The organism is Bacillus paramycoides (assembly GCF_038971285.1).
Lineage (GTDB): Bacteria > Bacillota > Bacilli > Bacillales > Bacillaceae_G > Bacillus_A.
The window spans coordinates 2123491-2149621 of sequence record NZ_CP152427.1 but is presented as its reverse complement, the minus strand read 5'-3'; the positions used below and the strand labels follow the sequence as shown (position 1 = coordinate 2149621).

At 35.4% G+C, this 26131-nt stretch carries 31 protein-coding genes and 2 pseudogenes; 7 read left to right on the top strand and 26 right to left on the bottom strand.

Annotated features, from left to right (window positions below; all coding sequences use genetic code 11):
• Position 1: 1 nt before the first annotated feature.
• The 7 genes and pseudogenes from AAG068_RS11155 to AAG068_RS11125 all read right to left on the bottom strand — a co-directional run bounded on the left by AAG068_RS11155 (position 2) and on the right by AAG068_RS11125 (position 3712).
• Complete coding sequence (locus AAG068_RS11155; RefSeq protein WP_342719312.1) at positions 2-730, bottom strand: ATP-binding protein; 729 nt, start codon at positions 728-730, stop codon at positions 2-4.
• A gap of 51 nt (positions 731-781) precedes the next feature.
• A complete protein-coding gene (locus AAG068_RS11150; RefSeq protein ID WP_342719311.1) occupies positions 782-1102 on the bottom strand; it encodes a hypothetical protein in 321 nt (106 codons plus the stop codon).
• 5 nt (positions 1103-1107) lie between these two features.
• Positions 1108-1281, bottom strand: coding sequence for a hypothetical protein (locus tag AAG068_RS11145; RefSeq protein ID WP_342719310.1), 174 nt, complete (start codon positions 1279-1281; stop codon positions 1108-1110).
• Positions 1278-2192: pseudogene (locus AAG068_RS11140) on the bottom strand (RecT family recombinase). The gene AAG068_RS11145 and the pseudogene AAG068_RS11140 overlap by 4 nt, the downstream one beginning before the upstream one ends.
• Entirely contained in the window at positions 2185-2922 is a 738-nt protein-coding gene (locus AAG068_RS11135) for a hypothetical protein (protein ID WP_342719309.1), read from the bottom strand. Before AAG068_RS11135 ends, AAG068_RS11140 begins: the two are co-directional and overlap by 8 nt.
• Before the next feature lie 6 nt (positions 2923-2928).
• Positions 2929-3111 carry a hypothetical protein gene (locus AAG068_RS11130; RefSeq protein ID WP_342719308.1) on the bottom strand — a complete coding sequence of 61 codons (183 nt, stop codon included), beginning with the start codon at positions 3109-3111 and terminating at the stop codon, positions 2929-2931.
• On the bottom strand, positions 3104-3712 hold the full coding sequence (locus AAG068_RS11125; RefSeq protein WP_342719307.1) for an AAA family ATPase: 609 nt from the start codon (positions 3710-3712) through the stop codon (positions 3104-3106). Before AAG068_RS11125 ends, AAG068_RS11130 begins: the two co-directional genes overlap by 8 nt.
• On the opposite strand from AAG068_RS11125, the pseudogene AAG068_RS11120 reads away from it, so the two are divergent.
• The 3 genes and pseudogenes from AAG068_RS11120 to AAG068_RS11110 form a co-directional block, all read left to right on the top strand.
• Positions 3638-3892 (top strand): annotated as a pseudogene (locus tag AAG068_RS11120) (tyrosine-type recombinase/integrase); the annotation flags it as partial. The gene AAG068_RS11125 and the pseudogene AAG068_RS11120 overlap by 75 nt on opposite strands.
• Before the next feature lie 68 nt (positions 3893-3960).
• The gene (locus tag AAG068_RS11115; protein ID WP_001206934.1) at positions 3961-4275 is read left to right on the top strand and encodes a thioredoxin family protein; all 315 of its coding nucleotides are present in this window, start codon (positions 3961-3963) and stop codon (positions 4273-4275) included.
• 302 nt (positions 4276-4577) lie between these two features.
• On the top strand, positions 4578-5459 hold the full coding sequence (locus AAG068_RS11110; protein WP_342719306.1) for a cation diffusion facilitator family transporter: 882 nt from the start codon (positions 4578-4580) through the stop codon (positions 5457-5459).
• Here AAG068_RS11110 and AAG068_RS11105 read toward each other — a convergent pair.
• The 5 genes from AAG068_RS11105 to AAG068_RS11085 form a co-directional block, all read right to left on the bottom strand.
• Positions 5449-6084 (bottom strand): phosphatase PAP2 family protein, encoded by a 636-nt coding sequence (locus AAG068_RS11105; RefSeq protein ID WP_342719305.1) that lies wholly within the window; start codon positions 6082-6084, stop codon positions 5449-5451. The genes AAG068_RS11110 and AAG068_RS11105 overlap by 11 nt on opposite strands.
• A gap of 77 nt (positions 6085-6161) precedes the next feature.
• Positions 6162-6917 (bottom strand): sporulation protein, encoded by a 756-nt coding sequence (locus AAG068_RS11100; protein WP_342719304.1) that lies wholly within the window; start codon positions 6915-6917, stop codon positions 6162-6164.
• Positions 6899-7720 (bottom strand): serine/threonine protein kinase, encoded by an 822-nt coding sequence (locus tag AAG068_RS11095; RefSeq protein ID WP_342719303.1) that lies wholly within the window; start codon positions 7718-7720, stop codon positions 6899-6901. Before AAG068_RS11095 ends, AAG068_RS11100 begins: the two co-directional genes overlap by 19 nt.
• Entirely contained in the window at positions 7720-7902 is a 183-nt protein-coding gene (locus AAG068_RS11090) for a hypothetical protein (RefSeq protein ID WP_000473370.1), read from the bottom strand. Before AAG068_RS11090 ends, AAG068_RS11095 begins: the two co-directional genes overlap by 1 nt.
• Before the next feature lie 110 nt (positions 7903-8012).
• Positions 8013-8192: a YozD family protein gene (locus tag AAG068_RS11085; RefSeq protein WP_000658451.1), complete on the bottom strand. Its 180-nt coding sequence runs from the start codon at positions 8190-8192 to the stop codon at positions 8013-8015.
• Positions 8193-8341: 149 nt separating this feature from the next.
• Here AAG068_RS11085 and AAG068_RS11080 point away from each other — a divergent pair, with 149 nt between their 5' ends.
• Entirely contained in the window at positions 8342-8509 is a 168-nt protein-coding gene (locus AAG068_RS11080) for a DUF3930 family protein (protein ID WP_000456535.1), read from the top strand.
• Between the two features lie 4 nt (positions 8510-8513).
• On the opposite strand, the gene AAG068_RS11075 is transcribed toward AAG068_RS11080, so the two are convergent.
• The 10 genes from AAG068_RS11075 to AAG068_RS11030 all read right to left on the bottom strand — a co-directional run bounded on the left by AAG068_RS11075 (position 8514) and on the right by AAG068_RS11030 (position 17819).
• On the bottom strand, positions 8514-9176 hold the full coding sequence (locus tag AAG068_RS11075; RefSeq protein ID WP_342719302.1) for a hypothetical protein: 663 nt from the start codon (positions 9174-9176) through the stop codon (positions 8514-8516).
• A gap of 190 nt (positions 9177-9366) precedes the next feature.
• Positions 9367-9582, bottom strand: a complete 216-nt coding sequence (locus AAG068_RS11070; protein ID WP_000750725.1) for a YozE family protein — start codon at positions 9580-9582, stop codon at positions 9367-9369.
• Between the two features lie 72 nt (positions 9583-9654).
• The gene (locus AAG068_RS11065) at positions 9655-9927 is read right to left on the bottom strand and encodes a YokU family protein (RefSeq protein ID WP_000995763.1); all 273 of its coding nucleotides are present in this window, start codon (positions 9925-9927) and stop codon (positions 9655-9657) included.
• Positions 9924-11345, bottom strand: a complete 1422-nt coding sequence (gene ablA / locus AAG068_RS11060) for a lysine 2,3-aminomutase (protein WP_342719300.1) — start codon at positions 11343-11345, stop codon at positions 9924-9926. The genes AAG068_RS11065 and ablA overlap by 4 nt, the downstream gene beginning before the upstream one ends.
• A gap of 210 nt (positions 11346-11555) precedes the next feature.
• Entirely contained in the window at positions 11556-12941 is a 1386-nt protein-coding gene (rocR, locus tag AAG068_RS11055; protein WP_342719299.1) for an arginine utilization transcriptional regulator RocR, read from the bottom strand.
• Positions 12942-13040: 99 nt separating this feature from the next.
• Positions 13041-13886: a putative beta-lysine N-acetyltransferase gene (ablB, locus tag AAG068_RS11050; RefSeq protein WP_342719298.1), complete on the bottom strand. Its 846-nt coding sequence runs from the start codon at positions 13884-13886 to the stop codon at positions 13041-13043.
• Positions 13883-15151: a peptidase gene (locus AAG068_RS11045; protein ID WP_342719297.1), complete on the bottom strand. Its 1269-nt coding sequence runs from the start codon at positions 15149-15151 to the stop codon at positions 13883-13885. The genes ablB and AAG068_RS11045 overlap by 4 nt, the downstream gene beginning before the upstream one ends.
• Positions 15152-15166: 15 nt before the next feature.
• Complete coding sequence (locus tag AAG068_RS11040; RefSeq protein WP_342719296.1) at positions 15167-15829, bottom strand: CoA transferase subunit B; 663 nt, start codon at positions 15827-15829, stop codon at positions 15167-15169.
• Complete coding sequence (atoD, locus tag AAG068_RS11035; RefSeq protein WP_342719295.1) at positions 15814-16512, bottom strand: acetate CoA-transferase subunit alpha; 699 nt, start codon at positions 16510-16512, stop codon at positions 15814-15816. Before atoD ends, AAG068_RS11040 begins: the two co-directional genes overlap by 16 nt.
• Positions 16509-17819 (bottom strand): aspartate aminotransferase family protein, encoded by a 1311-nt coding sequence (locus AAG068_RS11030; protein WP_001205894.1) that lies wholly within the window; start codon positions 17817-17819, stop codon positions 16509-16511. Before AAG068_RS11030 ends, atoD begins: the two co-directional genes overlap by 4 nt.
• 985 nt (positions 17820-18804) lie before the next feature.
• On the opposite strand from AAG068_RS11030, the gene AAG068_RS11025 reads away from it, so the two are divergent.
• Positions 18805-19554, top strand: coding sequence for a DUF4397 domain-containing protein (locus AAG068_RS11025; RefSeq protein ID WP_342719294.1), 750 nt, complete (start codon positions 18805-18807; stop codon positions 19552-19554).
• Between the two features lie 33 nt (positions 19555-19587).
• Here the strand turns inward: AAG068_RS11025 and AAG068_RS11020 are convergent, their stop codons facing one another.
• Positions 19588-20721 (bottom strand): BA2291 family sporulation histidine kinase, encoded by a 1134-nt coding sequence (locus tag AAG068_RS11020; RefSeq protein WP_342719293.1) that lies wholly within the window; start codon positions 20719-20721, stop codon positions 19588-19590.
• Between the two features lie 232 nt (positions 20722-20953).
• On the opposite strand from AAG068_RS11020, the gene AAG068_RS11015 reads away from it, so the two are divergent.
• Positions 20954-21346, top strand: coding sequence for a YueI family protein (locus AAG068_RS11015; protein WP_000247570.1), 393 nt, complete (start codon positions 20954-20956; stop codon positions 21344-21346).
• Between the two features lie 115 nt (positions 21347-21461).
• On the opposite strand, the gene AAG068_RS11010 is transcribed toward AAG068_RS11015, so the two are convergent.
• Positions 21462-22886: an aldehyde dehydrogenase family protein gene (locus AAG068_RS11010; RefSeq protein ID WP_342719292.1), complete on the bottom strand. Its 1425-nt coding sequence runs from the start codon at positions 22884-22886 to the stop codon at positions 21462-21464.
• 132 nt (positions 22887-23018) lie between these two features.
• Positions 23019-24374 (bottom strand): hemolysin family protein, encoded by a 1356-nt coding sequence (locus tag AAG068_RS11005; protein ID WP_342719291.1) that lies wholly within the window; start codon positions 24372-24374, stop codon positions 23019-23021.
• A 354-nt stretch (positions 24375-24728) separates the two neighbouring features.
• Between AAG068_RS11005 and racA the strand changes: the two genes are divergently transcribed.
• Positions 24729-25271: a chromosome-anchoring protein RacA gene (gene racA, locus AAG068_RS11000; protein ID WP_342719290.1), complete on the top strand. Its 543-nt coding sequence runs from the start codon at positions 24729-24731 to the stop codon at positions 25269-25271.
• Between the two features lie 95 nt (positions 25272-25366).
• Here racA and AAG068_RS10995 read toward each other — a convergent pair whose 3' ends face one another.
• Positions 25367-25963 (bottom strand): hypothetical protein, encoded by a 597-nt coding sequence (locus tag AAG068_RS10995; RefSeq protein WP_087956354.1) that lies wholly within the window; start codon positions 25961-25963, stop codon positions 25367-25369.
• Positions 25964-26131: the final 168 nt, after the last annotated feature.

The window sequence follows — 26131 nt, the reverse complement described above, 5'->3', positions numbered from 1 at the left end:
TTCACTCCTTTTCAAATCTTCTTAATCGATAATTGTTACCGTTCATTTCAATAACGTCTGTTTCATCATCAAAGATACGGCTGAAAATTCGTTCGTCATATATCCCAAACAAAGCTTTAACGGAATGGTTTGTTGTATAAATCGTGTGTCTTCCAATTCGGCTATCAATAATTTCAAACATTTTCTTTCGGACCCACTTATGCTTTTTTAACTCTTCTTCATCATCCGGTTCCTTTTCAGCCCCAAGATCATCAATCACCAAACAATCGATTTTAGAAAGCATTGTAAGTAATTCATCTTCCGTCATGTCACTTTTACGGTTATACGTGGACTTCAATTTGGTAAATAACTTTTCTTCTGTAATGAAGCAAGCACTTATACCGCGTTTCATTAGCTCTTTTGTCATCGATACGGCTAAATGACTTTTACCAGTTCCATAATCACCGTCAAGCATGATGTTCTTTCCGATTTTTTTGTTGAAAGTTCGTACGTACTGCTCACACTCTTCTTTCGCATCATGTAGTTGTTTGCTTGGTGGTACGTAATTTTGAAACGTTGCCTTTTTCAACTTTTGATTAATTAAGCTGCCATCTTCAAACCCTTTAAATAACTTGAGGACCTTTTCTTTTACATGCATTTCTTGTGCTTCCGTTGCTAATTGCTGGTCTTCCTTTTCAACCGTTTTACACTGTGGACAAAATTCTTTTCCTGTTTCTTTATCAATAAGCATGCGCTTGTTACAAACATCTTTTATGTTTTTCTTTCCTACAATGAAAACGCTTTAGCATCGATTCGGTGAAAATTGAAACATTTCCGCTGCTTTCTTTACAAACGTGCTAAGCAATCCCATCTCTTCAAGTTTTTTTCGCGACTTATGGACTGCATATTTGCTAATTCGTATTACTTCATGCCATTCTTTATCGGTCTTATAAAAATAACCATCTGCTCTTGTCGTGCGATCTGACCAATGAATAAGTTGAGATAAAAACAATCCAATTTCTAAATCATCGACAAAATCAACAAATGTTGTATTAATAACGATTTTGTTTGCCTGTCCACTAAAAGTCGCAATTATGTCAAATACTTCGTGTTGAAAATCCATCGTGTCTACCCCCTTGTGCAAATCGCGATGTAAAACTCATTTTCCTTAATGACTTTCTCTATTCGATAACCTGGATATCCAGTTTGTATATAGCGTGCAATAGACTGTTTTAAATCATCTTTTGATTGTGCCCTCTCCCACAATTTGCGAGAGAGTAGCACCTTTGATTTATTCCTCATTCGTCAATATCCATATCAAAATCCGTTCCAGTCTGCTCAACTTCAATCGCTTCTTCTTTCTGGCGATTCGCATGTTCTAAGCCGATGAATTTAGAAAGGGCTGTAATCTGTTGTAAAGATAGATCGTTAGGCTTCATGTTAAATTTTTCTTTAATAATTATTTTCAGATCATCTTTCGTCATGCTGTACTCTTTCAACTTTTCATTAATGGCAGACCATTTGTTTTTCAATTCACCATCCTGGTTAACCACTGCACCTTCTTCAACTTGTAGCTGTGTTGGAGTAATGTCTACCCTTGCGCCTGGCTGGTAAGAATCTACTTGATTTACTGGATTAGAACCAACCGACTCATCCTCATTAATTTCGATACCGTACTGTAATTTTGCAGCTCGTTTCATTACATGTTTTTTGAACATATCGTTGTACCAGTTGTTCCACATGTGCTTGTTATTACCCGCCTTCATGTGGTCCACCTCATTTGTTTCCATCAGTACAACTACATCCTTAAACCCTTCTCGTTGCGCTACTGCATAGCATCCGACCACTTGCCCGCGAGGGAATTTCACTTTATGATTTTTTATACCCCATTCCCCCTCGGTTGATCGTTCTGCATCAAACTCATCATTTTCATGAACCGTTTGAACATCAATTCCTTTGTAGCCATTCTTTTGTCGCGCAAGGTGAAGCACACCTTCAACAGAAATTTAAATACTCATTTTACCGCCATACACAATGCAGAAGATGTGGTTTAAAAATGGATTCAGTTCAGAATTTACGCAAGTTTGAACGAATAAAGCGAACTGTTCATTTGATGTACCTGCTGCAATTGTGCCTTTTAATGTATCCAACTCACTTTGCGTGAAACTTCCTACCACCGCTTGTGTATTTGAAACTGTTACTTGATTAGCCATTGATTACTTCCTCCTTGTTTTCAATTGTTTTTGCTTGAACCGTAAACTCTGTATCTTGAACCTGCGCCACAATCAGTTGGCCGACTGGTTTTTCAAAGTGTAAAATGCTTTCCGCGTTATCGATAAATGTTGGTACGATAAGTTCTGATTGTTTGCTTAACACTTCAATCACTTCCAAGCCTGCTTTGATTTTTTCAGCTGTACTTAATCGGCTATACGGATACGGCTTACCCTCCATCAAGATTTCGAATGTCGCACGTTCCTCGCCATTTTTCAGCATTTCGTACAGTTGTACATCGATTGTTTTAAATAACGCTTGAATCTTTTTCACCATTAATTCACTACGTTTCGTACGGAAATCTTTGATTGCATCGAGCAATACAATGGACTCATTTTTCTCTTTTCGAATCTGTTCTTTCGATGCCGTTACTTCATCGATTTCTTTTTGTAAAATCTCTAAGCTATAAACTTGTTTCAATGTCGCGTTTAATGAAAAGATTTGACTATCTAACTCGCTCGTTTGCGTTACATCTACTTCAACTGGCGATAATTGTTTGAACTGTTCCGCCAATTCTTTATGTTTGGCTACCATGCTTTTCCCGAGTTGTTTTGCTTGTTCAAAACGATCAATTCGATTTTGCTTTACCTTATCTAGCGCTTCACCTTGCAAGGCTTGACCGCATGTATAGCAAGACTCTTGCACCTGTTCCGCTTTGATAGCAAAAACCACTTCTTTCTACTTTTCAATTTCTTGCTTAACGCCTTCAATTTGATATTGCATTTGCGTGTATGCGGATTGTTGTTTCTGTGATGCGCGAACTTTTTCATCGATTGCGGAACGTTCTGCCTGTAATTCCGCTAACTTTTGTTTAACGGCTTCTATATCTGTTTCTGGCTGTTCTTCTTTTTGTTTATCCAAGTTGTTCTTGTAAGGTAATAACACGCTCACTTGCACGTTCGTATGATTTTTCATGTGTTCTTTTTCGTTCTGCATGCACTTTTTGTAAATCTTCGAGTGGATGTTTTTTCAATTTTTGTTCGAGTAATTCCACTTGCAATTTAGGTAATTCAGCAAATACTTCTGCTTTTAAAGGTTCACTTACATATGTGAGAAGCTGTTCACGCTGGGCTTGCCAATGTTGTGTACTGAAATAGTTAGGATTGAACAGTGACAAGAATGCTTGTTTATCAATTAGTGCTTCCACCCAAGCTTCGAACTCTTTCGCTTTCTTTGGTACCTCATTGATAAAGTACTTAGCTGTTTTCTTTTGTTTGCGGCCGATTAAAATGTCTTTCCCGTCTACATCGATTAACAGTTCAACAACTGTTTCTGTATCCGAATCACCAATTGGTTTTGGATCAAGTTTTGTTCCGAATGGATCTGTACCGAATAGTACCCAAGTAATCGTTTCGGCGATTGTTGATTTACCTGCGCCGTTTCTACCTGCAATTTCAGAAGTTTGACACAGCTCTGGAAAAAGCTTATAAAGAAAAGTGAGGTTCCTGACATTCGGTTCCATGATCTAAGGCATACCCATGCAACATTAATGTTGAAACAAGGTATTCACCCAAAGATCGTAAGTGAACGATTAGGACATAAAAGAGTAGGCATCACATTGGATACCTACTCACATGTCGTACCAGGCCTACAAGAAAAAGCAGTCGAAGATTTTGCAAACAATCTATTTCAAAAACACTAATGTTTGCAATTACGGATTTTGCATAAAAATACTAGCTTATCCGTGTGACATTGAAAGGAGTCAAAAACATGAGAGAAATCAAGTCTGACAAGGAATTCAAAGACATCATCGCAAGTGAGGAGCCAGTAGTTGTTAAGTTCTTTACTACATGGTGCCCAGATTGCGTACGTATGGACAACTTTATCGGAGATGTAATGGAAGAGTTCAATAAGTTTGAATGGTATTCTATTAATAAAGATGAGTTCCCAAGTATCGCTGAAGAGTATCAAGTAATGGGTATTCCAAGTTTACTTGTATATCAAAATGGTGAGAAGCTAGGACACTTACATAGTGCTAACGCAAAAACTGAAGAGCAAGTTACTGAGTTTTTAGAAGCATACTAAAATGAAGACCCTCTGAAAAATATTTTCTAGAGGGTTTTTGTTTTTATTTTACCAAATCGTCTTTCAGCGGTGTAGTATACGAATTCATCATAATTCATATGTCCCTTCCCCCTATCCCCTCAATCAAAATCGTTTTCTCATCCGAACTTTGCACTTTACAACATATTTTTCCTTCACGAAACTTTGTTATCCCCTTCTTAAAAAGCTATAAAACGTCAACAATGTTTGTATAGACCCACACGAGTTCCGTTTGGTACTCTATTTATAGAAAGAAATTCCTTGTAGAAAGGTGAGTGATCAAAATGGATACTCTTTCTCATAAAGAAGCTGATAAAGGTGCTATTGTCAGCATTATGGCCTACATATTTTTATCCTCTATGAAAATCATCATCAGTTATATTACCCTCTCTAGCGCATTACGTGCTGACGGTTTAAATAACTTAACGGATATCGGTGCTTCTTTAGCGATATTAATCGGTCTAAAAATCTCTCGTAAACCTCGTGACCCAGATCATCCTTATGGGCATTCGCGCGCTGAACAAATTGCATCACTTGTTGCTTCATTTATTATGGCAACGGTCGGATTAGAGGTTGTTATTAGTGCCATTCAATCTTTTTTAAATCCGAAACAAGCTGCACCTAATGTACTTGCAGCATGGGTAGCTTTATTTTCTGCTGTCGTTATGTACTGTGTGTATTTATATACGAAAAAGGTTGCGGCGCGCACAAAAAGTAAATCCTTAGAAGCCGCTGCAAAGGATAATTTATCAGATGCTCTCGTAAGTATTGGTACAGTAGTAGGTATTGTCGGTTCGCAGTTCCAAATGCCTATTTTAGACCCTATTGCCGCTTTAATTGTCGGTCTTATTATTTGTAAAACTGCATGGGAGATTTTCGTAGAAGCTTCTCATATGTTAACGGATGGAATCGATCCAGATAAGATGGAAGAGTACGCTGATGCTATTGAACATATTGGTGGCGTGGAAAACATCGTAGATATTCGCGCTCGTATGTACGGAAATCAAACGTACGTTGATATTACAATCGAGGTAGATGCTCGTATGGATGTTGGTGAAAGTCATTGTATTACTGACAACATCGAGGCTATGCTCCGGAAAAAGTTTGGCATTTATCATGCACACATTCATGTTGAACCAATGGAAAAAGAACCTATTATGACATAGGTTCTTTTTTAATGAACGTTTTATGAAATATAACACATAAAACGAGCCAGCTACCGCCAGCTGCCCATCCTGCTAATATGTCAGATGGATAGTGAACGCCAAGATATACTCGGCTAACTGAAATAGATAATACAACAAAGCTCGCTATAAAAATAATCAACAATTTTTTATGCAATGTAATACGTTCTTCTGTAATTGTGACGTATGCAATAAATCCTAAAAAAGCAGTAGCATTCATCGTATGACCGCTCGGAAAACTATATCCAGTTGCCGTAACAAGCTGCGTTACATCCGGTCTTGCTCGTTCGTACCATAGTTTAAGCATACTGTTTAAATACCGAGATCCATAATAATTAATTGTTAGAAGTAATGCACTAAGCAACTTTTTTCTAACGAGAAAATACATTACAAGAATTATGAGTAACGGAAAATATATTCTTTTGGAACCGATAAAAGACACCCAAGTAAAGTAGGCTGTCAAGTAGTCGTTTCGAAAACTTTGAATAAAATGTGCGACTATATTGTCAAATTTCTCAATACAAGCGGTATGATACGAAAGTGATAATACGACAAAACAAATGAGTAGCGTAAAACTTAACAAGTATAAATGTCGATATCGTTTCACATACATAACCTCACTATGCAAAAAAATGGAGCGGTTGTTTTAGTTTTCCTCTCCATTTCTTTTTTATGCATAGTTTATTAAAAAATATAATTGTTAATTTTTTCTTTCATCACTGGTATATCTTCATTCGTTACTGTAAAGCGAATCACTTTCTCGTCAAGGGCAAGTGCTTCTGCAAATAAACCTGCTAATCCGCGAGATTTTCTGTCTACTTCCATAATAATCTCTAGGCGATCATAAGCGCTTGGTAAGATTAATAATTCTAGTTCATCTAATTTCCCATAATACTCTCCGGAAACAGGAACAAACTCAAATTCTTGTGCAAATGGAACTTGCTTACGTAATCGATACGGTAATTCTTCACATTCTATATGACGCGCTTTAAAACCTAATTGATTTACACTCTCTAACACACTATTTAATAGTGCATTTGGCAACACTTGAATGTAATCACGATCACTTGGATCTATACTGCGTTTAATATCAAGGCCCGTATGCACCCAAACTGTTTTCATTCCAAGAGTAAGCGGCGTTTCAACTGGCATTTTAAATGAAAATGGAATTTCTTTTTTTTCATTCGGCTCAACAGAAAAAGGTTCTGTTAAACGAACTCGCTCTAAATCATATGTTGTTGTTACTTTTTTATCATCCACTTCTCGTACATACGATGTTGATAACGTTAAGTAAATGCTTTCAATTTGTTGGCTAACTGAACCACCAATTATATGAACCTTCCCGTGTATCTCTTCTCCAACAATATACTCATCTTTTTCAAGAACTGTATCTACTTTTGCATTACCAATACCAACGCTTGCTAAAAACTTTTGAAACATGGATCCTCCATCCTTTCTAAAGCAAAAGCTACATCTTTTTTTAAATCTTGTACATTTTCATAGTACGGTGTTTTTATTTGTAACATGCGCATAAGCATTTCACGGTTATATTTTTCCAAAGTTAATTCGTCATACCATGGCTTTTCATGTTTTTCATTAGATTCATAGCCTGCATATAATAAAAATAATGAGAAATGACCAAGCGCATAAAAATCGCTACGGAAGTGAACTTCTCGCATCAAAGCTTGTTCACCTTCATAAGTTGTAGCTCGTTCATCACCCTCACCCTTCAATTTAGCCAATCCAAAGTCAATAATACTAATTTCGTTTTCTTTCATTAATATGTTTGGAATGCGTAAATCTCGGTGAATAATACCTTCACTATGAAACACCGATACAATTTCTAATATTTCGTATAAAATTTTTAAAACTTCACGTTCTGTATATACATGCCCATCTAAAAAAATATAATCTTCGAAATTTTTACCGGGCATATATTCCATTACAAAAAAGCTTTTTTTCTCCCATACGAATTGATCATATAAACTAGGAATTGCATGATGATTTAATGTTTGTAAAATCATTTTTTCTTGTTCAAATGATTTTCTCCCAGACTCATATCTTTGTTTACTTTGTCTTAATTGTTTTAAGACTTTATATCTATTTATTTGTAAGTCATTAACGACATATGTAACCCCATAACTGCCCATTCCAATTACTGATTCAATTTTATAACGTTCTGCAACGATTGTATTATTTCGCAGTGGTCTATCAAATAAAGCTAGTATACGACGCCATTTCATCAGCTACTTGAAAAGAAGCTACGGCTTTTACGTTTTCTTTTATAATGATGATGCCCATAACCAGATGAACGTCGCTTATAATCGCTACTTGAATAAGAGCGACCTCTATGGCGATAATCACTACTAGAATACGAACGATATTTTTTCTTTCCTAATAAAGAATCAATAATTTTTTTGAACATCCCTTCACCTCTTGAGTAAAATTTTCTTTTAATTATACCAACTATTACCGACTTTATTTGTGACAAGTTTGTAAAGAGTAAAAAACGACGAGTTAGGCCCGTCGTTACTTTCACTCATCTTCTTCATCAAACACTTCATCAATCATACATTTCTCTAATAAATACTCGAATGTAATATCTGCGAGATCTTCAATTTCTTCTCTTTTTGGGACGTATCCTCTTTCAATTAGTTGCTCATAAAAAAACTCCGCAATCTCTTCCGTATCAATTACGACTTCAATTTCCTTCATGAGCATCACTCCTTTATTTCTGTTTTATGAAAAAATCTCAAAAATATGTATATGAGATTAGAAAAATAGTTTTTCTTTTTTATAGGTTATATCCTTGGGACGAGATGCATACGATGGTAGTACAAGCTAACAAAAAGGGGGATTTAATTATGGAATACCAATACGAGGTAGAACAAGAAGTAGGACAAACAAAAGAAGAGTTCATGCATGAAGATCAATGGGCAGACTCTCTTATTAAATGGCTTTTTATTTTTTTAATAATTGTAGGCATACCTTATACTGCATATGTTGTTGTTCAATTTATTCTCTCTTTCTAGTTAACTATTTTTTCTCTGTCAATTTAACTAAATAATTATGAACAACATCCATAACAATTTTGTATTCTTCATCTTTAAATGTATCAAATAACAATTGATAATCGTTATAAATATCAAGTAATCCATCAATGATTTCTTGACGATTTGTCTTAACACTCACTTTTTTCGAGTTGTTAATTGACTTTAATTTTCCTAAATCTAATTTATTCATACCAGCTTTATCTTGTTTCATTTTCTTCAAAATTGCATTTGCCGTTTGAGCATTGGCAAGTAACGTTAAATCTGACTCATCCGCTTCTAACCATTCACCATCCGTAATTCGTGACAGTTCGTATATTGTATCTTCCCATGCGTCATTTTTATATCTCCATACTTCTGTACGAAAACCAACAATTCGAAACACATCTTTATCATATCCTGTTACTTGCACGAGATCACCAAATGTGAAATTATAATTTAATTCGATCCACTCAGTTTCACCTTTTTTCATATCTTGCTCTGAAACGTGCTGCAACGTTTGCTCTACGTAAAACCCATCGTGATTATTGACTTCGTAAACGTAGACTCCATCTAAAACCTTCATGTTTGTGATTTTACCAACGGTTCCATATAGCGTAATCACGACTATGTCCCCTACGTTATATTTAGGTTGCTTTTTCTTTGCCATCTATATCTCTCCTTTTTTTGACGTCGTGATTTTGATAACAGTATATGCAACCTACATAAAAACGCTTATCACAGAAGCGTATATTCATAAATTTTTTCAATAAAAAATATCACCATATGAAAATTTATTTACAATATAAAAAAAGCTAGCAAATAAACTAGCTTCACATCAAAAAAATCCCGTATAGTTTTTATCTCTCTTGTATGTATAAATCCCACGCTTCATCAAATATAGACATACTTTCTAGCATGCCACTTAATTCTAAGTATGAACTAATTTCATCGTAATCTTCAGATTGCTTCGGAAAGCTTAAATCATCATACATCGCCTCTGCTAAATTCGATATTTCATTACTAAATAAAGCTGCGCGATGCTTCATCATATAGTGGTAAAATGTCTTTTTCAAAAATATTCCCTACCTTTCTAACTTGGGTACATTATACAAGGCAAAAAAGAAAAAAACCAGCATAAAAGCTGGTTAAAAGTCGAAATAATTTCTTTTTAATAGACGTGGTCTTCCCATTAATTCTTCATATGTTAGTTGTTTTGGTAAATCTTTCGTATAAATTAGAAACAATTGATCTTCTATTTCTTTCACTGTATGATCTGATTGATAGTCCATACCACATGAGGAACAAGAAATGCATGGTGTCTCTTGGATTTCAATGGCTTTCGTACCATCTGGTAACTCCCAATATACAGTATTTAAGCTTTCTTTTGCTTCTGTACTGTCACACCACATACAATTCATACTGCATCACCCTCAGTTTTTTTGTCGTTTTCTTCTAATTTAGCCATTTGTGCTTGATATTTTTTATCTTTCAATTGGTCACGCTTATCACGTTTATCTTTTAACGATGCATGCGTTTCATTATCTTCATAGTCTTTACGACGGTTCATACGCTGTAAATCGTCTGGAACAAGGTTAAATTTCTTATCGCTCATAAGACCTGCGATACCAACATCTGAACGTTTTTCTTCGTAATTCGGGTAGATTTCTTTAAAGTACCCTTCTGCTCTTCCTGGAATGTAGCTCTCTGGCTCTGGATACGTTGTAATAACACCTTCAAAGTTACGAAGCACAACTTTATCTGCACTTTGCGAGATTAAATAGTTTGGCTGAAGCGCAATTTTACCGCCCCCTCCTGGTGCATCAACAACGAATGTTGGAACCGCATAACCAGACGTATGTCCGCGTAAACCTTCAATAATTTCAAGACCTTTAGATACTGGTGCACGGAAGTGACCAATACCTTCAGATAAGTCACATTGATAAATGTAGTATGGACGTACACGGATTTTTACTAAGTCATGCATAAGTTTTTTCATAATTGGTACGCTGTCGTTAATACCAGCTAAAATTACTGCTTGGTTTCCGACTGGCACACCAGCATTCGCTAACATTTCACATGCCTTTTTCGACTCTTCAGTAATTTCAATAGAAGTATTGAAATGTGTATTTAACCATACTGGATGGTATTTTTTAATAATGTTACATAAGTTTTCTGTAATACGCTGCGGGAATACCACTGGTGCTCTCGTTCCTATACGGATAATCTCAACGTGCGGAATCTCACGTAAATTTTTTAATACATATTCTAAAATTTTATCGTTAATAAGAAGACCGTCACCACCCGAAATTAATACATCTCGTACTTGTGGTGTTTCACGAATGTAAGCAATTGCATCATCTAATTGTTTCTTCGGTACACCCATGCCAATTTGTCCACTAAAACGACGACGCGTACAGTAACGACAATACATCGAACATTGATTTGTCACTAAGAATAATACGCGGTCAGGATAACGATGTGTTAACCCTGGAACTGGTGAATCTTCATCTTCATGAAGCGGATCTTCTAAATCGTATTTTGTTTTATATAACTCTTCCGAGATCGGTACAGATTGCATCCGAATCGGACAGCGTGGGTCATCAGGATTCATTAACCAAGCATAGTACGGTGTAATATTTAACGGGATCGTTTTCGTTGAAATTCTAACACCTTCTTCTTCTTCAGGTGTTAAGTTAATCACTTTCTTTAAATCATCTAACGTTTTGATCGTATTCGTTAATTGCCAAACCCAATCATTCCATTGTTCTTCAGTAACATCCTTCCACAACTCGATATCCTTCCAGTGACGATTTGGTTTGTATACATCATGTAACATTGCTATTCCCCCTTTTTATACGCTCATCCTTTATATAAGCAATAGTTATGCCAACTTTACTTTATTGATAAGTAAATGTACGGCGAACCCTATTACATAAGCGAAAAAATATTTTTGAGCACTGCATGAAATCCATACATACTATCATATTCATTACTTTTTATATATGTAAACGCTCTTTTATTGGTGCAAACACACAAAAACCGCCAATTATTCGGCGGTTTTGTCGTACTTACTCAGTTTATATTGAAGCGTCTGTCGAGGGATACCTAACATTTTTGCAGCTTGTAATATATTCCCTTCCGTTTCAATTAACGCTTGATCTATTAATTCTTTTTCCGTTTGATGAAGTGCTTCTCTAAGTGGCAATATACTCTTCTTCTGCGTAAGACTCTCTTTCCGAAATGTACGGGGTAAACAATTGGCTGTTAATGTATTCCCTTCTGCAATTATGACAGCATGTTCAATCGTATGTTTAAGCTCCCGAACATTTCCAGGCCATTGGTAACCTTGTAGTCTTTCCTTCGCTTCCTTATCCATTTGAAGTACACCTTTTTTATAACTTTTATTATATTCTTTCAAAAAATAAGATGCTAATAATAATACATCCTCAGTTCTTTCACGGAGCGGTGGAATATATAATGAAAAGACATTTAATCGATAGTATAAATCGGTGCGAATTTTATTCTCTTTTAAACATATTTCTGGTGGCTGATTCATTGCGGTAATAACGCGAACATCTACTTTTCTCGTCTTATTATCACCAATACGACGAATCACACCATCTTCTAATACACGTAGCATTTTCGCTTGTAAATCGAGTGGCATTGAATTCAGTTCATCTAAAAATAATGTCCCTCCATCTACAAGTTCAAATAATCCCGCTCGTTCAATTGCCCCAGTATAGCTACCTTTCGTCGTACCAAACAATAAACTTTCTAATAGAGACTCTGGCAATGCTGCACAGTTTTGTGCAATAAACGGCTTGTTCTTCCTCTTAGAAGCTTCATGAATCGCTTGTACAAATAACTCTTTCCCTGTTCCTGTTTCTCCATATATTAAAACATTCGCATCAGTTGGGGCTACTTTTTGTGCTAATTCTTTCGTCTGTTTAAAACGAGCATCATTCGTCACGATCGTCTCAAATGCAACATCCTTTTTAATTGCTTTCTTTCTAGATGATCGCTTTATTTTCGACTGCAAATCGACTATTGTATCGGTAAGTTTTTGTACTGTGGAATAATCTTTTGCAATTTCAACAGCTCCAGCAATATTTCCATCTATAAAAATAGGTAAAGTCGTATTTACTGTACAAATATCTTCCCCATTTAAATTTTGATAATGCTGCACTTGATGAACGATTGGTTTTTTTGTATCTAACACTTTCATCAATGTACTTGTTTCCCTAGATAAAGAAGGAAACGCTTCTAACAAATGTTTACCTAACACTTTTTCAATTTTTGATCCATCGTGTTTTGCAGCTACAGTATTATAGAAAATTGTAATACCATTTTCATCTACTGCGTGTATAGCCTCATCAATACTGCCCAAAATCGCCTCAATGACTTCTTGTGTCGAAACTGCTAGCAATGTCATCCCCCCTCTTGCCGAAAATTCAGCAAATATCGTGCCGAATTTTCGGCATACCTATGTGCGATTATAAGCATGATGATTCCGTTCTATTTTTATACCGTACTATTTAGACAAATCTTTCACCCAAATATTCATGTCTTCCAACTTATCAAAAATGTAGCAATTGTTCGCCAGTCGCCCTGAATACGTATAACCTAACTGATGAAAGGCCGCATTCATTCCGAAAGAAAGAGATCGAGCAATTGTATAAGAGCAGAAAATCGATCTTTCTTGCAGTTCTTCCTCCAACTTAATTAATAAACTTTTCATAAACCCATGTTTACGATATTCGGGTAAGGTAGCACAATTCGTTAATTCTGCATTGCCTTCCTTTATATTCATTTCTGCAGATGCTGTACTAATTATTTTCCCCTCGAATTCATACACATAGTAAATTGTATCGTCTTCTCTCATCGTTTGTTTTACATAACTCGCTTCGTTTAAAGGAGTCGGATACACTTCAAACACTTTCCCAAATACAACTGCTAATTCCTCTGCATCCTCTTCTGTCGCTTTTCTTAATAGAAATTTCTCTGGGACTATTTTTTCCTTTACTTCTTTTGCTTTTACACCGCTTAAAATGGTATCTTCCTCAGCCCAATGAATACTATTTCGTCTTTCATCATTATTAAATTTCACGAAGAAGTATGCATCGTGACCTTGAAAATAATGTGGTATTGTTGCTTCCAATAAAAAACCGAAAGAGAGCCATGTTGAAACATGCTCTCCCTTTCCTTTAACAATACATTTAGTGAAAGAATGTTTCTCTGCTAATTCGTCAATTGTTTGGATAATCCTCTCAATATTTCCTGTGTAGTGGTCTACTCGAATACGTTTATTAAAATAATCTAAAACGCCTTCTACTATATAGCCGTTCGTCTGCTCTCTAAAAGATTCATAGTATTTCATTTTTTCACCTCACACCAATCTAGTAATGTACATGCAATAATTTTTGCGGCAGCTATCATTTTATCAACTTCTATATATTCGTTTGGATAATGTGCGACTTTCGTTTCTCCTGGGCCAAATACTATCGTTGGTACGTTAGCGATTTGTGTAAATAAACCTCCATCAGTCCCCCACGGCGAGGCTTCAATAATCGGTTCGTTCCCTTCGATTTCAACAAAGTTATACCCAAGTGTTGTAATTAACTCATGATTTTCTTCTAGTTCACCAGGAACCCATCTCGCTCCAAACCATTCTACTTCTACGGGATTTTCAACAAACCACTTGTCCACATCATTTAATTCAGCGATCCAATTCTCGAATTCTTCTTTTGCTGCCTCTATAGTCTCATTCGGCGCAATACCGCATCTTCCTTCTAAAATTAATGAATCAGGAACAGAACTTGGCCAGCTCCCGCCTTCTATTTTCCCAATATTAATTGGAATTGGAATTGGAATTCCTTTAAATAACGGGTCTGTAATTCGGTCATTTCTCTTCTCTTCTAGCTTTCTCAAATGCTCTACAACAAACATGCTTTTTTCAATTGCACTTACTCCTTCATAACGTGTTCCACCGTGTGCTGCTTTCCCTTTCACATGTAGACGAAACCACATAGAACCTTGTTGTTTCGGGAAAAACTTCATATTTGTCGGCTCTGGAATAATGACACCATCCGCTTTATATCCTCGTAATATAGTCGCTAATGTTCCTGCTCCGCCGCTTTCTTCTTCTATTACACTTTGAAAATAAATATCTCCTTTTAATTCAATACGAGATTCAATAATTGCTTCCATCGCAAGCATTAGCGCGACATTGCCGCCTTTCATATCCGTTGTTCCACGGCCGTATATACGATTTCCTATTCTCTCACCACTATAGGGATGATGGTCCCACTGGTCCACATCTCCTTCTGGTACAACATCAATATGTCCATTTAATATCATAGATTTCCCGTCGCCGCTTCCTTTAAGGGTCGCTACAATGTTCGGGCTATCTGAAAAACTTGTACGCGGTGATACAAAATAAGGATGATCTTTCATTTTAGAAAATGAAGGCTCCCAAATATCAAGATCTAAACCTAGCTCACGCAATTTTTCAATCACAATTGCCTGTGCACCACTTTCATCACCAGATACGCTCTTTTCTTGAATTAATCGTTTTAAAAATTTTACGCTTTCTTCTTCTTGACTCTCAATATAATCACAAATTTGTTTTTTTAATTGCTCCATATATTACATCTCCCCTCATTCAATTACTAGTAAGTTAGAACCAATTTCAAACTCCGCTTCCGTATGTTGTTTTATATCTTCCACTGTGTATGGGCTCATTAATTCTTGTAAAATAAGTCCACTCGGCGTCACTTCCATAACCGCCATATCCGTAATAATTAAATCTACACATTTCTTTGAAGTTAATGGTAACGTACACTCCGAAACAATTTTTGCATTTCCGTATTTATCGACATGATTCATGACAACAACGACACGCTTCGCTTTTTGTGCCAAATCCATCGCTCCCCCAATACCTGGAACGCGTTTTCCTGGTACAATCCAGTTAGCTAAATCACCATTCTCACTCACTTGTAATGAGCCAAGAATCGTAATATCTAGTAAACCTTTCCGAATCATCCCAAACGCGGTGCAGCTATCAAAATAACTCGCTCCAGTAATAAGAGATGTCGGTAAACCTGCTGCGTTACATAAATTTTCGTCTTCATTTCCTTTGCTTGGTGTAGGACCCATACCTACAATTCCATTTTCCGCATGAAACATAACGTTTATATCGTCAGGCAAATGGTTTGGTACAAGTGACGGTATACCAATACCTAAATTTACAATCATGCCATTTTGTATTTCTTTCGCTGCACGTCTAGCAATTTTATCTCTCACTTCTACGCCCATACCCATTTCCAATTCACTCCTTCCGACGGTACGATATAATTTACAAATACTCCTGGGACAACAATTTCTTCTGGATCTAAACTTCCAAGTGGAACAATTTCTCCTGCTTCTACAATCGTTATATCCCCGGCCATAGCAACGTGAGGATTCATGTTACGAGCGCTCTTATCAAACACAAGGTTACCGAACGGATCCGCTTTTTTCGCATATACAATCGCAACCTCAGCAGTTAATGCTGTTTCAACTAAATATGTCTTACCATTCATTTCAACAGTACGTTTTCCTTCTTCTACAATCGTATCAACACCTACATCAACTAATACGCCACCAAGCCCTACACCACCAGCACGAATACGCTCTGCTAATGTTCCTTGGGGAGAAAACTCAATTTGTAATCTTCCTTCGTTTAGTTGTCTTCCTGCATTTGGGTTTGAACCGATATGAGAAGTAATTAACGATTTTACTCTTTCATTCGTAACGAGACGACCGATACCTACATCAGGAAATCCAGTATCATTTCCTATTAAATTTAAATTTGTAACTCCTTTTTCTAAAATCGCCTGTATTAAAGAAGGAGGGGATCCAATCCCCCCAAATCCTCCAAACATTAATGTCATATCATCGTGAAACAAAGAAATTACTTCCTCTATCTCTTTTAATTTACCGAATGTATTTGTAATAGTTGTCATGCGATACTATGCCCTCCTTTTTGCATCATTTCTTCTACACTTTTTGCAAAAATTGAAAGTAATTCATCTAACTCGGAATATGTAGTTGTCATTGGCGGTGCCACAAGCAGTGCACTATCTTCTTTTCCTGCTTGCCCTGAAACAGCTTGATATAAAAGAAGACCATTTTTAGCTGCAACTGAAATAAGTTCCGACGCCTTTGTAAACGGTTGCAATTCTACCCCAATCAGCAAACCTTTTCCGCGCACATCAGCAATGATAGTCGATTGTTGCTGAACTTTCTGTAAACCTTTTATTAAATACTCTCCCTTTTCCGCTGTTTTTTCAGGTAGATTATGTTTCTCCATATATTCAATAACAGCTAAAGCTGTTGCTGCAGATAATGGATTTGCACTTAACGTATGCCCACTCATAACAGAACGCGATCCCCGTAAAATCGGCTCCATTACACGGTCACTTACAACCGTCGCTGCCATCGGTGTGTATCCAGCTCCTAAACCTTTACCAAGGGTCATAATATCCGGTTCTACCCCCCAATGCTCCATCGCAAACCATGCGCCAGTACGACCAAGTCCAGTCATTACTTCATCAGCAATAAATAAAATATCGTAATGACTACAAATATCTTTAATAACTTTATAATATTCTTTCGGCGGAACGACTGCGCCTCCAGCTGCTCCGATAATCGGTTCAGCGATAAAAGCTGCGATATGTTCTGCACCAATTCTTTCGATTGATCTTTCTAGTTCAGTCGCACAAGCAAGCTGACAAGTTGGATATACTTTTTGCACCGGACATCTAAAACAATATGGAGCTGGAATAGTTGGATAATCTTCTAAAATTGACACGAAACGTTGTCTACGCAGTGGATGCCCAGACATTGATAAGGCGCCCATCGTAATACCGTGATAACTCATCCATCGTGACAAAATTTTATGTTTCCCTTGAATACCTCGCTCTTGAAAATGTTGAATTGCAATTTTCATAGCTGTTTCATTTGCTTCCGTACCACTATTCACAAAAAAGCTCCAGTTCAAATCTCCTACACTTAAATCGCTTAATTTCTTCGCTAATTTTTCAGCTGGTTCACTCGTAAACTGTGATCTATAAACGAAAGCAATCTCCTCTGCTTGCTTTTTGATAACGTCCGCAATCTCCTTTACGCCATGCCCAATACCTGCCGTAATTGCCCCTGACGAGCCGTCAAAATATTTATTTCCGTTTTGATCATACAAATACACACCTTTTCCATGTGAAATCATTGGATACGGCTGACCAACAAGTGGTTTAATTAAGTAATCGCGCATAGCGCTCCCCCATTTCTCCAATTTGTATATATATATGAAGAAAATTGACGTTTCTTTCATAAAAAAGAACCCTCTGCGAAAGCAGTGAATTTATCAAAAAACTATTATAAAATATACAAATGAGTGCTAAATATTATTTTAAAAACAGAAAATTCAGAACTTAAAATGTAGACCAACCCTTATCTATACGCTCAAATAACCCTCCTTTATATAAAATTAACGCTTCACTAAAAATTTTTCTAACATAATGCCAGCTTCCCTCAAATGCCGACATTGTGTAAACTTCGACGAAACTCCCTTTAAACTCCTTCCTATTCTCCTACTTTATATTGCATATTTTTAAACAAATCTCGACAATTAATCCTACTAAATGCATAGCAATTATTTTTATAGAAACCAATATTTCACATACACTTCGCTCTGTTTTATATAATAAAAAAAGAACCGATTAACCACATTAATCAGTTCGGCACGACGCTCTTTTATCGATTAATACCGTCACTTGCTAACGTAAATAGAAACAATAGTATTACAAAATCAAAATTCATCCTACAGCATAAAGCACAAAACCATCCATAACTCCATTCACAATTCCTTGCGGGATATCCCCATCCCAAGATTTCATTCCTTTCCTCAAATTCAAACTACCTTTCCTTTATAATTTATGTAGGACAATTATCACTTTGTATGTGTATTTGCCCATAATTAAAAAAATCCCTAGTTTCCTAAGGATTTGGGACATGTTTTCGATATTGCACTTGTTTCACTCTTAAGTTTTCATTTCGAAATACAAACTTCATCAGCTCATATGGAGGAAATTTTGTTGTGTCCTCTAGAAATTTATAACGCTCGTTCACCTAAACTACACTTATCCGTAAAAATACTTATTATTAATTTCCTACCTTTCTCTTTTAAAAACAATTTTTTTGCATAACCTCTTTCTTGCTAAGCATATAGTTTTAATGATGACAAAGGAGGAATGTTCATGTCTCAATCTGAAATCGAAAAATATGGACAAGAAGCTGCACGTTACGAACAGCTCGCTCAATACTATCAATTTCATAATCCGAAAAAATATGTAGAACTATATATGAAATATTACGATGCGCTTACGAAACTTGTACAGGCATATGAAAAAAGAGATTCACAAGAAGCTGCTTTACCGTCACATATAAGATTTTTTCACTCTGCTTCAAATACACCTGCGGTTGACATTTTAGTAAATGGACAAAAAGTTATTAAACATATTTCATTTAAACAATTTAGCCCCTATTTAACATTAGTACAAGGTAAGTACCGTATAGATATTGTTCCTGTCGAAAGTGAAACCCCCATCTTTTCAGCTTTAGTACCGATAATGGGAAATCACTCTTATACTTTTGCTGCAATAAATAGTGATCATCATCTACAATTACAACCTATGCTCGATAATACTCATTTACCATCAGGCCAAGCAAAAATGCGGTTTGCGCACTTTTCTCCAGATACCCCTGTTGTAAATGTAAGTTTAAAAGGTGGAGATCATTTATTTGAAAATGTACTTTTTAAACAAATAACAGATTTTTTAGAAGTTAGCCCAGGTACAGCAGATATTGAAATTTCACTCGCAGATAATCCAAGTGTTTTGCTAACTATACCGGATTTCAAAGTAGAACCGAATATTATTTATACAATTTCACTTTTAGGTTATTCAACGAAAGACCCTAAATTAGAAGCCGTTATACTTACGAATTAAAACAGTCTACACCATTCATTTGGTGTAGACTGTTTATTTTTGAAATGCAATTTGAAATTCTGTCCAATCGTTATCTGAACGACACATGATGGACCCATTATGTTTTTCTACAATTTGTTTACATACAAATAACCCAATACCAGTTCCTAACTTTTTAGTAGTTACAAATGGTTCAAAAATCGTTTCTACATTTTCAGCTGGAATCATTGGTCCGTTATTTTTTATTACAATTCGAATCGATTGATCTTCTTCAAATACATCAATGATAATTTTTCGTTCTTCTTTCATTGATTCAAGAGCATCAATTGAGTTCATTAATATATTTAAAAATACTTGTCTCACTTCACTGCGATAACCAGTAAGAGGAATTGGATATGGCAAATTCTTTTCAATTGAAACATTTGCATTGACCAAACTCGGATATAAGAACTGTATAATATCTTGAAACAAGTCATTAAGCCAAAATCGTTCTGATTCAGTCCACATTTCTTTTTTCGATACGAGTAAAAATTGCGAAATACGAAAGTTTAATTGGTCTAATTCATGCGAAATAATATCTAAATAAGATAAACTAGGATGATCTGCCTTTAATAGTTTGACAAATCCCATAATGGACGTAAGCGGGTTACGGAATTCATGTACAAAACTAGCTGACATTTGCCCTAAAATTGTCAGCCTTTCCTTATGTGTTTCGTTAATATACTGCTGTTTTTCCTCTAAATTTCTTGATATAATTTCCGAATATTTTAAAACAGTGTAATAAATTAATTTATCAAAACAAGTATGTATTTGAGCCATAATTGGTTTCAATTCACGTGCGCTAACATCTAACTCACACATCGCTTCGAAAAGCTCATTTCTTCCCACATTTGCGTTATAAACAAAATCACCTATATTCGCATCTGCTCCTGCACGTTCGATTGCTATTTTCTCGCATAATGGCTGAAGATAATTTATATCTTTTTCTTCCATAGTAAGTTCGATAATAAACTCTAATAAATCCACTCCATTTTGAACTACTTCTAGTCTAAATGGATCTTTATCGGAAATTATCATTTTGTTTTTCCAGTTCTCAACGAATTGGTGCCTGTTGTTTTTCAAGTGCGAACAAAATACTTCTTTAATATCCTTATCGATTGGAAAAACCTCCATTCCCTCCATTTCCATGCGACGAACACCCTTTATATTTTGAATATTAACACAAAAATGATGATTCGTTAATAGATTATTGTCACATTTTGTTAATATGTGTTGATAAAATTTTTATAACTTTATTAATTGTTTAGATTGATACATTCCATTTTCCTTCCTTTCATTCAAAGTTTTTTATATTCGATGCGACTTTTTTTGCATCCTGCTCCATTCTTTCGTACAATAGAAAATGAAAGGTGTGAAAAATATGGTAAATAAAAATGTGGAAGATTATCTCCAAGAAGGCATTTATGGCCAAAAGCAGAACAAACCAGAAGAACGTAATATGTATTTAACTACATTACGTGAGCGTGTAGAAATCGCTTTAACTATCGGTCAAGTAATGCAAAGTAATGTATATTCTGAAGTAGCTAGTAGCATGCGCTCTTCTCAATCATTACAAATATTCCTAAATGGTGGCATTGCTTACCCACATTTATCAAAATACATTAAATTAGCAAATGAAAAAAATGTTCCTTTTACAATTGTTCAAAATAAAGGCATAGAAACACCAATCGGTTTAGTATTATCTCATAGCACTGCTGTCGACAAAGAACAAATTTATGTAGAAGATGCTATTTTTAAACAAGAAATGAAGTAAAAGGTACACTTGATTAAATGAGATCATTCTAAGAAACGTAAAATAAACAAAAAAACGAGTATGGAATCGTAAACATTTCCTACTCGTTTTTTTTGCGATGTTTAAGTTCTATACTTTATTTTTTAATACATACTAATTTCATTTCTGTCATTTCTTCTATTGCATATTTAATTCCTTCACGCCCCGTACCACTTTCTTTCACACCACCATAAGGCATATGATCTACCCTGAACGTTGGAATATCATTTATTATGACACCACCAACTTCAAGCTCATCAATTGCACGCATAGCTTTAAACAAATTATTTGTAAATACGCCTGCTTGTAGACCGTAACGTGAATGATTTACTTGCTCTATGGCCTCATCAAATTCTTTAAATGTATTTACGGTCATAAGTGGACCGAATACTTCTTGGCACTGTACAGATACATGCTCTGGAACATTCGTTAATACAGTTGGTTCAAAAATCCTTTCATCACGTTTGTTACCACCATACAAAACGTTCGCTCCTTCTTTAACTGCTTCTTGCACCCAGTTATCGATACGCTCGACATCTTTTTTCGAAATTAAAGCTGATACATCCGTTTCCTCAAGCAGCGGATCACCAACAACAACTGTTTCCATCGCTTTCTGTAACTTAGATAAAAATTCATCCCTTCTCCCTTCATGTACAAAAACACGTTGCACCGAAATACAAACTTGTCCATTATTAACAAATGCTCCCCATTTTACTCGTTCAATTAATTCATCTGTTAATTCTACATCTTCATCAATAATAACAGCAGCATTCGATCCTAGTTCTAACGTAACTCGCTTTAACCCAGCCTTTGCCTTAATTCCAATTCCAACTTTCGGACTTCCCGTAAAAGTAATGGAAGCAACATCATCATTTGTAACAATCGCTTCACCTACAGTCGAACCAGGACCAGAAATAATATTTAAAGCTCCTGTTGGCAATCCTGCCTCTTCAAATAGTTCAACTAAAGCGTAAGACGATAGAGGCGTTTGATCAGCTGGTTTTAATACAATTGTATTTCCGGCAGCAATTGCAGGGCCGACTTTATGTGCCACTAAATTTAATGGGAAATTAAATGGTGTAATAGCCCCTATAACTCCGATTGGTTTTCGCATTGTGTATGCAATACGCCCATCTGCACCAGGTGCTGCATCAAGTGGCAATGTCTCACCATATATTCGCTTCGCTTCTTCCGCTGCAAATTTGTATGTCTGAACGGTACGATCTACTTCTCCCCTCGCAGCACGAATGGGTTTTGCAGCCTCTTTTGCAATAATCTCTGCAAATTCTTCTCTTCTTTCATCCATTTTTTGTGCAACCTTCTCTAAAATAGTCGCACGGTCATATGCAGATAATGTATTCATTTCTTTCATTGCATTTTTTGCAGCAGTAACAGCCTCTTTTACATCTTCTTCCGTCCCTTGCGCAATTTCTGCTAATGTCGCTTCAGAATATGGTGCGTATAATGGTTTATATGTGTTTACAGACTTCCAATCTCCATTTATATATAAATGCTTTTTCATAATTCTTCCCCTTTCAAATATATGTATACTATAATAATTCACCTAGTGAAAGGTCTGACTTATGTCATTGTATCATAACCCTTATTCTGCCAAAAACATTATGCTCAAAAAAACTCTGCCATCTAGCAGAGTCTACGAACTAATTTGTTCTTGTAATGAAATTTGTTTTTCATCTTCTACAATAACAATTGATTCTACAGTTTTTGTAACTTCTAGTCTTTTTATATAGTGTCCATCTAATTCTTTTACGCAAAACTTATAATTTTCAATTTCAATGAAGTCCTCTTCAGCAATGTCTATATTCTTCGTTAAAATCCATCCACCTATTGTATCAACACCATTATCATCAATCGTTAAACCTAATAACGTATTTACTTCACTAACAAGTACTTTTCCCTCTAGTATCGTTTTCGTTTCACTAACTTGTTGAATTTCTGGCTGTTCATCTGTATCAAACTCATCTTGAATATCTCCAACTATTTCTTCTAAAATGTCTTCAACAGTAACAAGTCCAGACGTACCACCATATTCATTTATTAATATAGCAATATGTGTTCTTTCCTTTTGCATTTTTAAAAACAGGTCGTGTATCGGAATAGAGTCAATAACTAAAATGATTGGTCTCATATATTGCTCTACTTTCTTATTACTAACCGCATTATGCTGCACAAAATCTGTAAAAATATCTTTAAAATTTACAAAGCCTATTACGTGATCTTTATCACCATCAACAACTGGATATCTCGTATATTTTTCCCGAGACATTTTTTGCAAAGCTTCTTCAGCAGGCATTTCTTTACTTATAATATGCATCTCAGTTCGGGGTACCATTATTTCTTTTGCAATACGATCATCAAATTCAAAGATTTTATTTACATATTTATATTCAGACTGATTAATCTCTCCATTTTTGTAACTTTCTGAAACTAACAACCGTAATTCTTCTTCTGAATGGACTTCATCGTGCCCTTTCGGTGGTTTCAGCCCTAGTAACTTCGTAATCATTCGGGCTGATCCATTTAATAGCCAAATAAATGGAAACGCCATACGATAAAAGAAAATTAACGGTTTAGCAACAAATAAACTCACTTGTTCAGCTTTTTGAATCGCAAATGTTTTTGGGGCCAATTCCCCTATTACAACATGTAAAAATGTAATAAACAAAAACACTAAAATTACAGCAAAAATATCTGCTAATTGAGTAGAAATGTTCAAATTTACAAAAAGCGAGTCAAACATTTGCTTTAACGCAGGTTTACCAAACCACCCAATTCCCAGAGCTGTAACTGTTATTCCTAGCTGACAAGCAGATAAATATTCGTCTAAGTTTGTAATGACTGTTTTGACAGATGTTGCGCGATTATTTCCTTCTGCAATTAAATAGTCAATTCGTGAACTTCGCACTTTAACAATTGCAAATTCTGCTGCAACGAAAAATGCCGTTAAGGCAATTAAAACAATCACTATACTTATACTATATATGTCCAAATACTTTTCCTTACTTACATTGTAAGCAAGGAAGCCACCTCCTACTTAATTTTATTCAAGTGAAGTAAGCATTCTAATACTCTAACAAAATTCTACATTAGCAACCACCTTTTTATATATTATATGCATACATAAAAAAGATATTTATCATTATGATAATCTAATTCATTTCCCTCAGTCAAATGATTCTAAATCTTAAGATAAAAGTTTTTTATATTCACGATATATTCTTCCTAGCTTCATTTCGTGAAAAAACACTTTCTTTGCCGATTCCACACTTCTTTTGTCACACTGGAAGGGAACTTACTTCATAGATCGAAATCATTCAACAGGATATATATAGGAGGGATTATTTTGGAATATAAAACACCATTTATCGCAAAAAAATTAGGTGTTAGCCCTAAGGCTGTTGTCCGGATTGCACAACAATTAAATCTTACGATAGAAAAAAATAAATATGGTCACTTTATTTTTACACAAGATGATTTAGATCAAATGTTAGAATATCACCTTTCACAAATAGAGCAGTCCCAAAACTCTCACCCTACTCAAAAAACATCATCAAACGATGTTGAAGAATTAAAAACACAAGTAAATACAATCGTTCAAAACATATCATCACATGATTTTGAGCAATTAGCAACTCAATTAAATACAATTACGAGAAGGCTAGATCGAATGGAAGAACAAATGCAGGATAAGGCAAATGATGTTGTTACGTACCAACTTTTACAACATCGCCGTGAAATGGAGGAAATGTTAGAGCGAATTCAAAAGCTAGAATCTGCCCTCAAGAAAGAAGAACCAATATATATTACTCCCGATACAAAAACAACATATGAGCGTGAAAAGAAACCAAATCGCCGTAAAATGATTTTTAGTATTTTTGGATTATAATTTTTAGACCCTTATTAAAATAATAAGGGTCTTTTTCATGAAGAATGATTCCATTTTAAAATAGTTTTCTCTTTATTATACATATTCATTTCTTTTTATTTGGTTAACATAATATTCTTACTGTATTCTGCGATTAATGCCTGTGCATGAGCATTTCCTTGAATTACATCTCGAAATTCTTTTAAAGAATATAAATGCGTAGCTCCTTTCCGGGCATGAATTCGTACTGGTACACCTTGTAAAGTATCATGAAACTGAAATGGCTTATCTATCGGTTCAATTGGAAAACCGAGTGTTAATAAATACATATACATTCTTTTCGTAACTGCTGCAATATACCATTCTGCTTTCGTTTCTAATGCATGCATAAATAAAATAGCTGTTAAACGTTTGAAGTGTCCTCTCCCACGAGACGTTTTCGCAATACTTAACTTACCTATTTCATATACATTTTTCAAATCTTTTACTAAATCATTTTTAGAAAACGGATAGAAAAACTCAGAATTCGACTGCTCTGGTACCGTATACTTAATACATTCTACTGTACCGATATGATGTTCATCTTCTATTAATAAAAATCGTGATGGATTTAAATTACGTTCTACGAACATTAAGTTTCTTTCTTCACAAAAATCTCCCCATAGTTGTTCGAACCAAAAATGTTCTTCCTTCGTTTGGACACGCTGGAACATATTTCCCCGCCTTTCCCATTGCCGCTCTGTTTTTGATAACGCTTTCACTATCTATCATATAAGAACAAATCTTCGTATGCAACTAAAAATATTTATGACTTATTATATTCTGCAAAACGAATTAAATTCCATCTTAATCGTCTTTTATCCCTCATGTACCGTTCTTCT